Genomic DNA, 14,522 nt, shown 5'->3' on the forward strand with positions numbered 1-14,522 from the left:
CGAGGCGTGGCGCGCGTTTGAAAAAACGCTGAAGGTATGGTGAAAGTACCCGACCTTCAGGGTTATCTAGGGGCTTCCGAGGCGCCTGGAGCGGGGCCCTCCTTTCGTGGACGACTGACACACGCATGGACACAGAACTGGCGAGCATGCTGGGCGCGGCGGCGAGGGCTGCCCGGGTGCGGATGGGCCTGACGCAGGCCGATGTGGCGGAGCGGATTGGGATGGCGTCGGAGGTGTACGGCCGCCTGGAGCGAGGTCACATGCTCCCCAGCGTGCAGAACCTGCGGCGACTGTGCGTGGTGCTGAATGTGCCGCCCCACCAACTGCTGGGGTTGGGTGATGACCTGGCCGCGCCGCCGCCCGCGAAGGACAAGGCGGGCAGCAAGTCTCGCGAGGATGACACGCCGGAGATGCGGCGGCTGATGCGCAACCTGCGCAAGCTGTCCCCGGTGCAGCTCAAGCTGATGAACCTGGTCGCCTCGGCGATGCAGCAGAAGAAGAAGTGAGGCACCGGGCCCCGGCGCCGTGAGCGCGGGGGCTGTGTCCTGGGCTCGTGGGCCGCGAGGTTCGGAGGTCCGCTGGAGTCCGTGTGGATCCGACCGGTTCGTGCGGAGGATCCACCGACGTGCCCGCTGGGGTGACTCACCTCGGGACGGGTGATGCCACGAGCACCTTGTCGGGGCTCATCGTCCCAGAGAGGGCGGCCTCCGGTGCGCAGCGCAGGGCCGAGAGCGCCCACCCCAGCAGGAGGATCAACACGACCCACGCGCCCACCATCCAGGGGCTCAGCGTGATGCGGAGTTCTCGGCGTGCCTTGCGGGGCAGGGCCTCCCGGGGATGCGCCCGCGCGCCTCCTCCGGATGAGGACGTGGGCCTCGCCTGGGAACGGGAGCCTCCTGGAGGTGTCAGCCTCCTCGGGGGCCTGTGGATCAGGGGTGTGGGCCAGGGGCCAAGGGTGGAGGAATCACCCGGGGCGCGTCGGGAGTCCGTCGCGTTCTTCTCGGGAGGTGGTCGTGAGAACAGGGGCCTGTCCCAGTCGAGCGTCGCCGCGCGCAGCGCCGTTTCGAGCGCATCGTGCAGCGCGCCGCCATCCGGGAACCGTTCTTCGGGACGCTTGCGGAGCAGCCGCTGGGTGATGGCCTCCAGTGCGAGGGGGACGTGCTCGTTCAGCGTGGAGGCCGGTGGCGGCATGCGCGTCTCGATGTGCTCGGCCAGCACCTCGCGTGGGAGCGTGAGCGAGAAGGCGGGTGTTCCCGTGAGGACCTCGTGGAGCGTCACGCCCAGGGCGTAGAGGTCATCCGTGGCGCGGAAGGCATAGCGAGCGCTCTTCTGGGAGTGGTGCTCGCGGTGGAAGCGCAGGGCTTCCGGGCTGCGGTACTGGGGCGTGCCTGGAGGGAGGGGACCTTCGGTGAGTGGCAGGGACTCGGCGTGGTTCGCGCTGCCGAAGTCCACCAGGACCGGGGAGTCATCGATGGCGCGCACCAGGATGTTGGACGGCTTGAGGTCGCGGTGGAAGACGCTGCGCGCGTGGAGTTCCTGGAGCGTCAGTGCGAGTCGGGAGAACAGGCGCGCCACGCGGCGCGCGGAGGGGGCCTCGCGCTTCACCCAGGCGGCCAGCGTGGCGCCCTCCACGTAGTCGAGGACGACGTAGTGGTAGCCCGTCCGCGCATCTGGCCAGCGCCCGTGGGCCCAGACGCGCACGACATGGGGGTGCACGGCATGGAGCAGACACGCCAGCTCCCGGATGGCCCGTGCGTCCGTGCGGTCCAGGTCGTCACTGCCCGGCCCGCGCAGCGCGAACTTGAGCGCATGCAGTCGCCCGCCGTGCTCCACCTGGAACACCGCGCCGAAGGAGCCCTGGCCGAGCCGAGCGAGGACACGCCAGGGGCCCACCTTCATCCCCGGACGCAGCGCGAGCGGATGGCCCGTCATCATGGCGACCCCCGGAGCACCGTGACGGTGGTGCGTCCGAGACGCCTGGACCCCGCGCTCCGGTCGTGCCTCGTGAGGGACGCGTCCACGTCATCCCTCGACGCGGTGTGCTCGTGGGTGCATCCGTGCCTCGCGAGAGTCCTCCTGGCGGACGCGTCGCACAGCGGACGCATCGACCGTTCCAGGTGAGGGCACGCGAGGCGGGAGAAGGGGGCAATCATCGACAGGACCCGGGGGTTGGGTTGGAACAATGGGTGACGACCTCCTGGGTTACAACCTAACAGGGTGACCCCACGTTGGAAGATGGAACAGGTAGGGTCTCGCGCTTGGGGGACGGAGGACCCTCCTGGAATCCATGCACCTCCGGGCTGTAACCACGGGACGCGCGCCGACGTAGCGGGGAACGACACCCATCGGGTGGGCCCATGGCCCGCCATCACGTGACGAGGTCCCCCTGTGCGACTGTGCTTCGCGCCGTGCGCCGTGCTCCTGCTGCTGACCGCCTGTGGTCCGTCCTCCTCCGTGGATGAAGGGCTGGGCGTGGTCGGGGAACTGGACACGTCGGAGGCGGGCATCACCGCCTTCGTGCGGCAGGGGCTCTACCGGGAGTGGCTCGCCGAGCCCGCGCCGCGCAAGTCCGTGAACTCCCACGGGGACAAGGTCCGCGTGTTCTTCAACCCGATGCTGGCGCAGTCGATGGAGGCGGGGAACCCCACGCACCCGGTGGGCAGCATCACGGTGAAGGAGCTCTTCGAGTCCGACGGGAAGACGGTGCGAGGGCACGCGCTCGACGTGAAGGTGTCCGAGGGCTCGGGCAAGAACACCTGGGTCTTCTACGAGGGCTTCGGGCCGGACTACGACGACAATTACTACGGCCGGGGACACGACACCTGTCATGGATGCCACGCGGCCAACGGGACGGACTACGTCGCCACCCCGCTGCCTCGCTGACGGCGCGTAGACTGCGCCCATGGTCGACGAGCTGATTCGCGGGCTGGGCCTCGTGCCGCATCCCGAGGGTGGTTTCTACAAGGAGACGTACCGCGCGGCGCTGAAGGTGGAGACCCCTCGGGGGACTCGCTCCGCGGGCACGGCCATCTACTACCTGCTGACGCAGGATACCTTCGCCGCCTGGCACAGCGTCACCTCCGACGAGGTGTGGCACTTCTACGAAGGAGCGCCGCTCGCGCTGTACCTCGTGGGCGAGGACGGACGGCTGGAGACAGTGGTGCTGGGGCGCGACGTGACGAAGGGCGAGCAGCCTCAAGTCGTCGTCCCCGCGGGCGTGTTGCAGGCAGGGGAGTCTCGGGGCGCGTACTCGCTGGTGGGCTGCACGGTGGCCCCGGGCTTCGACTTCTCCGACTGGGAGATGCCGACCCCGGAGTCGCTGGTGTCCGAGCACCCCGCGCACTCGGAGCTGATGCGCCGGCTGTCTCGGACCCGTCCCTAGCCATGTGCTCGTGCGTTATGGCGCGTTGTGCGTGAAGAGGGGGAACGTCTGGAGGGCGAAGTTCCCCGCGGGGTCCTCCAGCCAGACCTCCACGGTGTGCGCGCCGTCCATCAGCTCGCGCGTGTCCAGCTCCGCGGTCCACAGGCCCTCCGCGTTCAGCGTCGCGCCGCGAATGCCCGAGCCGTCTCGTGTGAAGGCCACGCTCCGCACGCCGCTGACCGCGTCCGTCACGCTCGCCGTCAACGTCACCACGCCGCTGTACGTCCCCTCCGCCTGGGGAATCAGCAGCTCCGCCACGGGAGGCGCGTTGTCGTAGCGCACCGTGCGAGTGAGCGTCGTGCGCAGGCCCGCCTCGTTCGTCACGGTCAGCGTGAACACGTTGTCACCCTGCCTCAGGGGCAGCAGCGCCCGCACTCCGCCACCCCCGCGCGGCAACGAGTACATGCCTCCACCAGGGCTCACCTCCACCTGGGTCGCCGACTCCGCGTACACGCCGAGGTCGTAGGCCAGGACGTCATCGGGCTGCGGCCCCACGAGCCACCCGTCCGGAAGTCCCGTGGCCACCCACGGCGCCTGCGCATCCACCCAGACGCGCACCACTCGCTCCGTCACATGGCCCACCGCGTCCGTCGCGCGAATCAGGACGTCATTCGCCCCCTGAGCGAGCCCCACCGTGTGCGTCACCGCGCCACCGCCCGCGGGAAGGTCGGTGACGTGAATCCAGTTCGTCTCCACGCGCACCGGCGACCAGTCACGCACCACCACGCGGACCTCCACCTGTCCGTCCGCCAGCGTCGAGTCCTCCTCGGGCGAGAGCACCGTGATTTCGGGCGCGGTGGCATCCACCATCACCGTTGCCTCCTGGCTCGCCTGTCCGCCCAGCGTGTCCATGGCGACCAGCCGGATGACGTTCGCTCCGTCGCGCAGCGGAAGCTCGGTCCACACGAAGCCGCCGCTGAAGTCCGGCACCACCGGGTATCGCTCGCCGTGGAGGAGGAAGGCCGCGGACTCGATGGAGGCACCCGGGGCCAGGGCCGTCACGAAGCCACACACGCCCACGGAGGTATCACTCGTGAAGCCAGGCAGTCCGCACAGCGTCACCGAGGGCCTCGGATAGGGCGACGGCAGAATCTCCACCGCGCGCGAGGAGGAGCTGCCCAGTCGGTTGTCCCGCATCGGCTGGAGCGTCACGCCCGAGTACACCGCGCGCACATCTGAGGCCCCCAGCACGTCCCACGTCGCACGCGGTCGCCACACGAGCGAGTACACGCCGTCTCCATCCGCGTCGTTGTCCGCGCCCACGGTGACACCCGCCACCATGAAACTCACCACACCCAGACCCGGGCCTCGCGCCTCCCAGCCGTCCTCACCTGTCACTCGCGCGGAGAGCACGTTGTCCAGCGCCACCGTGAGCTGTCCGTCCACGGGTGACTCCACGGTGGTGGTGGTCGGCAGGCCCTGCGTGGGCGGCGGCGGATTCGTGTACGTGGTGACGAGCACGGAGCCCTTCACGCCGTGCGTGCTGTCCGACGCGGCCACCACCATGACGCCCGACGAGAGGGACGGCGCGAGCCCCGGAGGCGCGGACACGGTGAGCGTGACGGTGGCCTCGGCGTCGGGGCCCAGCTCCAACGTGGTGGGGTCAATCGTCGCCGTCCACCCCGTCAGCCCACCCTGCGTGTCGAGCGTGTACGTGTCCGCCTTGTAGCCATGGTTGCGCACGGTGAGCGTGTACGTGGCGCTCTGGACTCGCGGCAGGTCCTGCTCCAGTGGCCTGCTCGGAGCGCCGTCCACGGCGACGCTGACGCTGTAGTCCCCGAAGCACGCGAGCGCGAGCGCGCCGAAGGTGGTGGGGATGTCCGGATAGCGCGTGCCCACGCCCCAGCTCCCGTCCTCGGCCTGTCGCGACTTGAGCCAGTCGAGCGCCTGGGTCATCCGTCCATCCGCGCCCGGTTTGCGGCCCGCGAGGCACAGCGCGTACAGCGCCAGACTGGTGGACGTCTCGTCCGCGGGTGCGCCGTCCAGGTTGCCCCAGCCCGGTGCATCACCCAGGGCCCTCGTCGCGCGCAGTCGCGAGGCCAGCGAGTCGAGCGCGGCGGTGTTCTCGCCCTGCTCACCAGGGCCGGCGACCTTCATGCCCACGGCGGCCCAGGCCACCTGGAACGTGTAGCGCTGGCTGTCCTCCAGCGGCCCGTCGGTCATGTCGTCCAGGTGCGCGCGGATGTACGCGGCGGCGCGTTGCAGCGACTCCTGGTAGCGCGCGGCCCTGGCCGGGTCCACGCGCTCGCGAGCCTGGGCCACGGCGGTCATCAGCCGCGCGGTGATGCCCATGTTGGAGGCACCCACGGGCTCGAAGGGGAAGTCCTCCACCCACCGGCCACTCAGCTCCTGGGTGCTCACCGCCCAGTCGGCCGCGCGCACCAGCGCCTCCGTGTAGCGCGTGCCCACCTTCGCGTCGTAGCCGGCGAGCCCGAAGGCCGAGTAGCTGGAGCGCGCGTTGCGGTAGTGGATGCGCTCGTGAATCCACGAGCCGTCGGGCTCCTGCTGCGCCTGGAGGTCCCGCGCCATCGTCTCCATGTTCTCGCGGTTGGTGCGGCCGTTGCGCGTGACGGCCTCCAGGTCGAAGCCAGAGGCGCCCGCGTGGGCCAGGCCGTAGAGGGCCGCGCCATGCCGGTGACAGGCGGTGCAGCCGAAGATGCCCGACCACCCCACCGCGTCCGCGCTGACGAAGTCGAGCGCCTTCTGCGCCGCCTCCGCGTTGGTGGCCGCGCGCGCCGACGTGACGGACAACAGCAGCATGAGCACGAGCCCCAGCGAGGCGGACGAGACAGGACGAAGCGAGAGCGCGCGGAAGAGCATCGGACGTGTGTACCCATGGGCCGGACCGCGCGTGTTTCACGCCCAGGTGCCTTGGCGCCTGAGATGAATCATCGCGCGTGCGGGCCTCATCACAAACAAAGCCACACGAGTGTCCGCGCCCCTCCGCGCGAGAGGGCGGAACGTGAAGTCGCGCCGTGCTCAGAGCGTGGATGACGCATGTCTGAAAACAGGAAGGAGTGTCAGCGCCGGGGCTGGAGAGAGGAATCCACGAGTCGTGTCATCGAGTCCGTGGAATCCCGAATGACAGTCATTGTGAAACGAGCCCTAGGCCCTGGGCTCGGCGCCAGGGTCGGAGAGCGGGCGAGCTGCTTCTCCCTCGCGTGGAGTTGGAGCGGCTTTCGTTTCGGCTCGCGAGGCTCCGTCATTCCCCGGTCTTTCGAGCGGGTGACTCGTCCTCACGTGGCGCGGGCCGCGACGGCTGCTCCGGCTCCAGGTCGCCGGCCGGAAGCTGGGGCAGCGGCCAGCCCTCGAACAGGGGCCATGCGCGGTACATGGAGCGGCGCTCCTCGGGCGTGAGCGGGGGCGGTGCCTCGGTGGGCTCCTCGACGCGGGGTGCGTTCCGGGGCGCGGCGGGCGTGGGCTCGCGCAGCAACACGGTGCCCAGCACGATGCACAGCAGGGACATCACGACGATGCTCCACGCGCGTGCGGGTCCGCGCAGTCCCTTTGGCTCGTCCACGGGGGGCCCTCGACCTCAGAAAGTACCCTGGCTCAACACGTCTCTCTTGGAGATGGTTCCGAGCAGCCGACGGCCGCCGTCCACCACGGGCAGCCGCTCGAGCGCCGTCCGCGCGAACCGGGAGGCCACCTCTCCCAGCGACAGCTCGGGTGTGATGGGCTGCACCTGCGTGTCCATGACGTCCTCGGCGATGGTCGCCTGGAGCAGCGCGTGGTCCGGCACATGCCCCTTGAGTGCATCCAGCACCAGCATGCCCCGGTACCGGCCCTCTTCATCCGTGACGTAGAGGTCCTCCCCCGCGGGTGCCTCCAGCAGCAACGCGACCACTTCCTGGAACGGCGCCGAGGGCGATACGCGCTGGCTCACGGGCTTCAGCAACGCCCGCGCGCCCTCCTGTCGCAGCCAATGGGGGATGGTGGCCGGCATGCGCACGTTGCGACGGTTGAGCACGGATGTGTAGAGCGACTCGGGCTCCAGTCGCCGGCTGACGGCGGCGGCCACCACCGCGCTGAGCATCAGCGGCAACACCAGCGGATAGTCACCGGTCATCTCGAAGATGAGCAGCACCGCGGACACCGACGCATGCGTCGTCCCCGCCAGCACCGCCCCCATGCCCAGCAGCGCATACGCCCCACTGGGGGCACCGCCGGGAAGCAGCCGCTCGGCCATCATCCCGAAGGCGCCGCCCAGCAGCGCGCCGTAGAACAGCGACGGCGTGAAGAGTCCGCCTGGCACCCCCGCGCCCGCGCACAGCGACGTCAGCGCGAGCTTCGCCAGGGGCAACACGAGCAGCAGCGCGAAGGGCAGTCGCCCCAGCAGCGCCGAGTTCACCGCGTCGTAGCCGTTTCCCAGCAACTGGGGCAGCCACACCGCTGTGATTCCCACGAACGTCATCGCCAGCAGCGGCAGGAACGGCGCGAGCCACGACGCGGCGCGGTCCAGCAAATCCGACATCACGTTGACGCCCCGCACGTAGAACGCGGAGGCGACGCCGAGCACCGCGCCCAGCACCACCGCCAGGAGCAGCTCGCGCGGGTGCAGGAGCGCATAGTCGGGGATGACGTAGCTGGGGTGGTCCGCGATGAGCAGGCGCGAGACGAGCGTGGCCACCACGCAGGAGACGACGATGGGGCCGAACAGCTCCAGCGCGAAGCTGCCCAGCAGCACCTCCAGCCCGAAGAGGGCCGCGCCGATGGGCACGTTGTACGCGGAGGCCATGCCGGCCGAAGCCCCGCACGCCACCAGCAGGCGAGCCTGTCCCGGACCCAACCGGAGCCACCGGGCGAGCGACGAGCCGCTCGCCGCGCCCGTGGACAGCAGCGCGCCCTCACGGCCCAGGGGCGCACCCATGGCCACGGCGAGGATGGAGACGAACCCGCGCAACAGCGCGCGCGGCAGGGGCAGTCGTCCCGAGCGCACCCAGATGGACTCGATGATGCCCGCGGTGCCATGGCCCCGCAGCGGCTGGCCGACGAGGAGCGACAACAACGTCACCAGCGCGCCGCCGAGCACGGGAATGAGCAGACGCCGCCACGTGGGCGCCGCCGCGACTCCGGACAGGAAGTCCTCCGATGCGCTCCGCCAGAAGAGCTCCTGGGTGAAGCGCAGCACCTTGAGCAACCCCACCGCGCCCAGCCCCGCGATGAGACCCACCGCCACCACCAGCACCCAGAAGCGCTTCTCCACCCGGGTGAGGTCGCGCAGGTAGTCCGCGACGGAGTGGTGGAACTTGCGCGTGACGTTCACGCCGGGAGGTCCAACCTCGGGGTCTGGCGGGGTGTCGCGCGGAGGGCCCACGCGTGTCCAACCTAGGCACCCTGGCGTCCAGGCTCCGCGCCCGTGGACTCGTCTGCCCATCACTCGAGGCGGGCCGCCTGTCCTCTTGTCCCCAGAGGTTCTCGGGTTCTCGCGAACCTGGATGCGGAGCACGCGCACCCGGGCGAATGTCCTCGGGTTTCCGGGAGCGCGAGGAGTGCATGCGCGCTTCCAACGGGACGCGGGCCCGTCAGAAGGGCCACACGGCGCTGGCCGACCTGTTGGCCTGAGGGGGTGAAACGACGACCCCGTCGCCCGGGAGGGCCTCCGTCCTTCGAGGCCACCCCGAGCGCGGGGAGGTGCATCAGTTGTCGACGAAGAAGTTGAAGCGCTGGACGGTGGAGTTGCCCACGCCGTCGCTCATCCACACGTCGATGGTGTGCGCGCCGTCCAGCAACTCCGTGGTGTCGAGCAGCGCCGTCCAGTTGCCGTCCGGCTGGAGCGTGCCCTGGCGGATGCCGGACATGTCGCGGCTGAAGCCGATGTTGGACACCGGGCCGAAGTTGTCGGTGACGCGAGCGCGCAGGGTGATGGTGCCGCTGACGGTGCTGCCCGTGGTGGGCGCGAGCAGCGTGGCGGTGGGGGCCTGCACGTCGTAGTTCACCCGACGCGTGAGGGTGGAGGAGACGCCCGTCTCGCTCAGGGTGACGATGGAGAGGTTGTTGACGCCCGGGCTGAGGGTGAGCGTCGTCTGCACCGCTCCGCCGCCGCGTCCCACCGCGATGGGCGCGCCGCCGTTGATGCGCACCGTCGTCGCGGAGAGCGACTGGACGTTGACGGTGTACGTCAGGGCGTTGTTCGCCAGCGGGCCGTAGAGCTGGTTGTCCGCCGGGTTGGTGCTCACCACGGGCGAGCCCGGGTCCACCCAGATGAACACCAGCTTCTCCGTCACGTTGAAGGCGCTGTCCGTGGCGCGCACCAGGATGACCTGGTCGCCGTAGTTCATCGGCACCGTGTGCTCCACCGTGCCGTTGCCGAACTCCAGGAGCGACGTGGCCACCCACTGCGTCTCCACGCGCACCGGCGTCTGGTCCTGAACCGACGACGTCACCGTGACGTTCAGTCCGCTGAGCGCCGCGCCGTTGGTGGGCGCCAGGATGGTGAGGACGGGCGGCACGCGGTCCACCGTGAGGTTGACCTGCTTGGTGGTGACGCCACCGAAGCTGTCGCGCGCGGTGAGCTGGATGATGTTGGGGCCTTCGGTCAGGGTGATGGTGGTGTAGATGAGGCCACCGTTGCCGGGCGTGAGGGGGATGGTCGTCGCGCCGTTGATGATGAAGGCGGCGTAGGTGATGACGGCGCCGGGCGCGCGCGGCGTGGCATAGCCCCAGATGTCCAGCGTCGTCTCCTGCGTGAAGGCCGGCGGGTTGCCGATGGTGACCGACGGCGTGTCATGCGGGAACGCGTCGATGATGACGGTGCGCGCGTCGGTGCTGCCCAGCAGGTTGGCCAGGGGCGGCGCCAGCTCCACGCCCGAGTACACCGCGCGGAAGTCCTGCGAGCCCGTCACCGTCCACGTGTCGGTGGGCGGCACCCAGTTGAAGGTGAAGAGTCCATCGCCATCCACGTCCGCGTCTCCGCCCACGGGCACGCCCGCGACGTAGAAGGTGACGACGCCGCGGTTGGGACCGACGACGGGCAGGTTGTTCGAGTCACGCACGCGCGCGGACAGCACATTGCCCGTGCCAATGGTGATGTGCGCGTTGACGGCGGGCGCCTGGATGGTGGTGACGGTGGGCAGGCCGGTGACGGGAGGCAGCGGCGGGGTGTACGCGTTGACGCGGGCCGAACCGGACACGCCCGGCGCGCCACCCGAGGCGGCGACCAGCGTGAACTCCGACGTGAGCGCGGGAATCAGGCCCGCGGGCGCGGTGACGGTGACGGTGACGGTGCTCTCGTCACCCGCAGCCAGGAACAGGCTGACGGGCGTGGGGAACGACGTCCAGCCGGGCAGGCCGCCCGTGGTGCTCAGCGTATAGGTGTCCGCCTGATAGCCGTGGTTCTTCACGTTGAACGTGAAGGTGACCTGCTGTGCCTGCTGCGAGCCGATGACCAGCTCCTTGCGGGCCGCGCCCACCACGGTGACGTGCACGCTGAAGTCGCCGTAGCAGGACAGACCCAGCGACGCGAAGGTGGTGGGGATGTCGAACGTCGCGGAGCCGGTGCGCCAGCTGCCGTCGGCGGACTGGCGCGTCTTCAGCCACTCGATGCTGCTGCGCACGCGCGGGTCCGTGGCGGGCTCGCGGCCGGCGAGGCACAGCGCGTAGATGGCGCTGCCGGTGGCCACGTCGTTGGCGGCGGCGTTGGGCAAGTCTCCCCAGCCCGGGTTGCCGGGCGAGACGCGGGTGAGCAGCCGGTTGGCCAGGGTGTTGATGGCGGTGACGTTCGCGTTGGCCGGGCCGGGGCCCGCGGCCTTCAGGCCCACCACGGCCCAGGCGACCTGGAAGGTGTACGGCATGCCGTTGCCGGTGGCGGACGTGTCGCCGTTGTCCAGGTTGGCCCGGATGTACGCGGCGGAGCGGTCCAGCGCGGCCTGGTATGCGGCGGCCCTGGCCGGGTCCACGCGCTGCTTCGCCTGGGCGATGCCCGTCATGATGCGCGCGGTGGTGGGCAGGCTGCCGTGGTCCACCGGGAAGCTGGCGTGGTCAGACGCCCACCGGCCACTGGCCTCCTGCGTGGCGAGCGCCCAGTTGGCCGCGGCCACCAGCGTCGCGCTGTACTGCGTGGAGACGTTCTGGTCATACCCGGCCAGGCCGAACGTGGCGTAGGACGTCTTCTCGTTGCGGAACGAGGCGCCCTCGTGAATCCACGAGCCGTTGGCGAGCTGCTCGTTCTTGATGCGCTGGCCGAGGAACTCCAGGTTGAACTGGTTCGTCCGGCCGTTGGAGGCGACGACGTTCATGTCGTAGCCGTTGGCGCGCGCCGCGGCGATGCCGAACGTCGTGGCGCCCACGCGGTGACAGGCCGCGCAGCCGTTGGCGGTGACCCAGTTGGACACGTCCGCGCTCAGGAAGTTGATGGCGCGCTGGGTGGACTGGGTGTTGGTCTGCGTCTGCGCCGACGCGGGCGCGGACAAGAAGGCGACGACGAGCGTCAGCAGGCCCAACAGGGCCGGCCGCCGCGCGGGACGCCGCGACGAGGTAGCAAGGGAAGACATGGTGCTCCGAAGAGGTGGATGGCTGGCGCCAGCCATTGGCGCCGTGCGCGACACCTTTCGGGGCTCTGGGACGTGGCCGTGCCGTTCCGGAGCCGGAATCCCTCCAGGGTTCCTGTCCGAACGGGTGTGTCCAAAGAGTGAGTGGCCCCCCCACAGGCAGCGCGTATTCGTGAAATACTGCAAGGTTGCTGAAATTGTCCAGTAGCCGAAATTCGGACAGTCCCAGTGATAACGGGGTTTTGAGTGACACCCACCCTCTATGAGAGGGCCGTGCATCGCCTGTGGTCGTGAAAGACCCGGGAGCGTGGGAGGCGGGTGACTCGGGCGTCTGGTGGGGTTGTCCCAGGCCGAAGGCGAGGGTGGCGCCGACGGTGGGGCGGGTGTTCAGCCCGAGCCGGGCGTCATCCCAGCCGCCCCGCGCCGCGAGCCCGCGGAAGCGAGCCTGGATGCAGAGGCTCGCGCGCAGGGGGCCGTGAGTCGGTCGAGGCTCAGCCGCCGACGATGTCGAGCGTCTGGCCGACGCCTCGGGTCCGCGCGACGTCGTAGAGGGCGCGGGCGAGGGCGACGTCCTGGAGCGCGAGGCCGGTGGAGTCGAAGATGGTGACTTCGTCTCCGGCGCGGCCGGGCTTCTTGCCGGCGACGACCTCTCCGAGGGTGCCGGCGATCTGCTCGGCGCGCAGCAGGCCGTCATGCAGGGGGACGTTGACCTCGCCGGAGTGGAGGGCCTGGTCGGTGTCGTCGATGAAGACGCGGCCCTCGGTGAGGATGCGCGGATCCAGCTCCTGCTTGCCGGGGGCATCCGCGCCCATCGCGTTGATGTGCGCGCCGGGCTTGAGCCACTCGCGCTTCACCACGGGGGTGCGCGAGGGCGTGGAGGTGCAGACGATGTCCGCGCCGGAGGCTTCCTGGAGGCTGACCACGCGGCCACCCTTCTCGGCCTGGAGGGCCTTGGCGGAGACCTCCGAGACGTCGGCCAGGAGCAGCTCCAGCTCGCCGAAGATGGCGCGGTGCGCGTCGATGAGGACGCGGGCCTGCACGCCACAGCCGACGAGGCCGAGGGTGCGGGGCTTGGGCTTCGCGAGGAACTTGGATGCGACGCCGCCAGCGGCGCCGGTGCGCCAGGCGGTGAGCAGCGTGCCGTCGAGGATGGCGAGCGGGGACGCGGTGTCCGGGTCGCTGAGGATGTAGAGGGCGCGCACGGTGGGCAGGCCGTGCTTCTTGGGGTTCTGGGGATGGGCGTTGACCCACTTCACGCCCGCGGCGCCGTCGAGGAACGCCGGCATGGCGCGGAAGTCGCCGTCGTACTGCGGCAGGGAGAGGTACACCTTGGGAGGCATGAGCGACTCGCCACGACCGTGGGCCCGGAAGGCCCGCTCGACGGCGTCCAGGCCGAGCTCGACGGTGTAGAGGCCGCGCAGCTCTTTCGCGCTGAGGATGAGGGTGGACATGGCGGCGCTATATACCGGAGCGGCCGGGATGGCGCCGTAAGCGCGGTATTGGCGGTGCTTCGGGAAAGGACTTCGCCCCATGGACTTGTTCACTTCGCCCCTGTTGGAGCGGCTCGCGTCGGCCCGTCACGTGCTCATCGCGGGCGGTGGGGGTGGCTTCGACGTGTTCAGCGGGCTGCCGCTGTACTTCCGGCTGCGCGCGCTGGGGAAGAAGGTGACGCTGGCGAACCTCAGCTTCACGCGGCTGGAGGAGCTGGAGTGTGCGCGGCCGGTGCCCGGCGTGTTCCGGGTGGACGCCTCCACCGAGGGGCGGGGGTACTACTTCCCCGAGGGGTGGCTGGCGCGCTGGTTCGAGCGCCGGGGTGAGCAGGTGCCCCTCTATTGCTTCGAGCAGACCGGGATGGCGCCGCTGCGGGAGGCGTATGCCACGCTGCACGCGCACCTGGGGTTCGATGCGGTGGTGCTGGTGGATGGGGGCACGGACATCCTGATGCGCGGGGACGAGGTCGGCCTGGGCACGCCGCAGGAGGACATCGCGAGCCTGGGGGCGGTGCATGCGCTGCCGGTGCGCGACAAGCTGGTGGTGTGCCTGGGCTTCGGGGTGGATACCCACCATGGCGTCTGCCATGCGCACTTCCTGGAGGCGGTGGCGGCGCTGAGCAAGGAGGGTGGCTACCTGGGTGTCACCGCGCTCCTGGAGGCGATGCCGGAGGTGGCGCTGTACAAGGAAGCCGTGGGCTACGTCTGTGAGCAGATGTCCCGCTCGCCGAGCATCGTCTCGCTCTCCGTGGTGTCGGCGCTGGAGGGGGACTATGGCGACGTGCATCGCACGCAGCGCACCCAGGGCAGCACGCTGTGGATCAACCCGCTGATGAGCATGTACTGGGCGTTCGATTTGACGCCCGTGGCGCGGCGCTGTCTGTACCTGGATGCGCTGAAGGACACGCGCACGCCGTGGGAGATGAACCTCATCATCGAGACGTTCCGCGCCTCGCTGTCCATCCGGCCGTGGAAGGACATCCCGGTGTGACGTCGGGTGTGGGATGGCGCCTGGATTCCCAGGGAATCCTCGGGCGATGGGGCCTCCGACATGGCTTCCGACAGGTCGGGCCATGCCCCCCGACATGACGGACGGGGCTAGGATGTCGAGGGCGCTGGGAG

Annotated in this window: 10 protein-coding genes; 4 read left to right on the plus strand and 6 right to left on the minus strand. The window is 70.0% G+C overall.

The genetic code is table 11. From position 1 onward, the window contains the following. Nucleotides 1-125: 125 nt before the first annotated feature. Nucleotides 126-506, plus strand: a complete 381-nt coding sequence (locus HUA78_RS27635; RefSeq protein ID WP_141642466.1) for a helix-turn-helix domain-containing protein — start codon at nt 126-128, stop codon at nt 504-506. Nucleotides 507-642: 136 nt separating this feature from the next. Here the strand turns inward: HUA78_RS27635 and HUA78_RS27640 are convergent, their stop codons facing one another. Beyond that, nucleotides 643-1,935: a serine/threonine-protein kinase gene (locus HUA78_RS27640; protein WP_174460381.1), complete on the minus strand. Its 1,293-nt coding sequence runs from the start codon at nt 1,933-1,935 to the stop codon at nt 643-645. Between the two features lie 453 nt (nt 1,936-2,388). Between HUA78_RS27640 and HUA78_RS27645 the strand changes: the two genes are divergently transcribed. Together HUA78_RS27645 and HUA78_RS27650 are read left to right on the plus strand one after the other, a co-directional pair. Next, entirely contained in the window at nt 2,389-2,883 is a 495-nt protein-coding gene (locus HUA78_RS27645; protein WP_174477492.1) for a hypothetical protein, read from the plus strand. A 19-nt stretch (nt 2,884-2,902) separates the two neighbouring features. After that, nucleotides 2,903-3,382 (plus strand): cupin domain-containing protein, encoded by a 480-nt coding sequence (locus HUA78_RS27650; RefSeq protein ID WP_174460383.1) that lies wholly within the window; start codon nt 2,903-2,905, stop codon nt 3,380-3,382. 15 nt (nt 3,383-3,397) lie between these two features. Here HUA78_RS27650 and HUA78_RS27655 read toward each other — a convergent pair whose 3' ends face one another. The 5 genes from HUA78_RS27655 to HUA78_RS27675 all read right to left on the minus strand — a co-directional run bounded on the left by HUA78_RS27655 (nt 3,398) and on the right by HUA78_RS27675 (nt 13,361). Beyond that, a complete protein-coding gene (locus tag HUA78_RS27655) occupies nt 3,398-6,241 on the minus strand; it encodes an Ig-like domain-containing protein (RefSeq protein WP_174477493.1) in 2,844 nt (947 codons plus the stop codon). A 382-nt stretch (nt 6,242-6,623) separates the two neighbouring features. After that, the gene (locus tag HUA78_RS27660; protein WP_371745673.1) at nt 6,624-6,941 is read right to left on the minus strand and encodes a hypothetical protein; all 318 of its coding nucleotides are present in this window, start codon (nt 6,939-6,941) and stop codon (nt 6,624-6,626) included. Between the two features lie 15 nt (nt 6,942-6,956). Further along, on the minus strand, nt 6,957-8,798 hold the full coding sequence (locus tag HUA78_RS27665) for a chloride channel protein (protein WP_174477494.1): 1,842 nt from the start codon (nt 8,796-8,798) through the stop codon (nt 6,957-6,959). Between the two features lie 262 nt (nt 8,799-9,060). Next, nucleotides 9,061-11,913, minus strand: coding sequence for an Ig-like domain-containing protein (locus tag HUA78_RS27670; protein WP_174460385.1), 2,853 nt, complete (start codon nt 11,911-11,913; stop codon nt 9,061-9,063). Between the two features lie 488 nt (nt 11,914-12,401). Further along, nucleotides 12,402-13,361 carry an ornithine cyclodeaminase family protein gene (locus tag HUA78_RS27675; RefSeq protein ID WP_174456128.1) on the minus strand — a complete coding sequence of 320 codons (960 nt, stop codon included), beginning with the start codon at nt 13,359-13,361 and terminating at the stop codon, nt 12,402-12,404. Between the two features lie 79 nt (nt 13,362-13,440). Between HUA78_RS27675 and HUA78_RS27680 the strand changes: the two genes are divergently transcribed. Next, nucleotides 13,441-14,391 carry a DUF1152 domain-containing protein gene (locus HUA78_RS27680; protein ID WP_174477495.1) on the plus strand — a complete coding sequence of 317 codons (951 nt, stop codon included), beginning with the start codon at nt 13,441-13,443 and terminating at the stop codon, nt 14,389-14,391. Nucleotides 14,392-14,522: the final 131 nt, after the last annotated feature.

This window comes from Myxococcus sp. CA033 (assembly GCF_013336625.1).
GTDB lineage: Bacteria > Myxococcota > Myxococcia > Myxococcales > Myxococcaceae > Myxococcus > Myxococcus llanfairpwllgwyngyllgogerychwyrndrobwllllantysiliogogogochensis.

Bases quoted from the DNA above. Each gene is read 5' to 3' on its own strand.
- HUA78_RS27635 (WP_141642466.1), top strand. From the start codon at position 126: ATGGACACAGAACTGGCGAGCATGCTGGGCGCGGCGGCGAGGGCTGCC.
- HUA78_RS27640 (WP_174460381.1), bottom strand. From the start codon at position 1,935: ATGATGACGGGCCATCCGCTCGCGCTGCGTCCGGGGATGAAGGTGGGC.
- HUA78_RS27650 (WP_174460383.1), top strand. From the start codon at position 2,903: ATGGTCGACGAGCTGATTCGCGGGCTGGGCCTCGTGCCGCATCCCGAG.
- HUA78_RS27655 (WP_174477493.1), bottom strand. From the start codon at position 6,241: ATGCTCTTCCGCGCGCTCTCGCTTCGTCCTGTCTCGTCCGCCTCGCTG.
- HUA78_RS27665 (WP_174477494.1), bottom strand. From the start codon at position 8,798: ATGGGCAGACGAGTCCACGGGCGCGGAGCCTGGACGCCAGGGTGCCTA.
- HUA78_RS27670 (WP_174460385.1), bottom strand. From the start codon at position 11,913: ATGTCTTCCCTTGCTACCTCGTCGCGGCGTCCCGCGCGGCGGCCGGCC.
- HUA78_RS27675 (WP_174456128.1), bottom strand. From the start codon at position 13,361: ATGTCCACCCTCATCCTCAGCGCGAAAGAGCTGCGCGGCCTCTACACC.
- HUA78_RS27680 (WP_174477495.1), top strand. From the start codon at position 13,441: ATGGACTTGTTCACTTCGCCCCTGTTGGAGCGGCTCGCGTCGGCCCGT.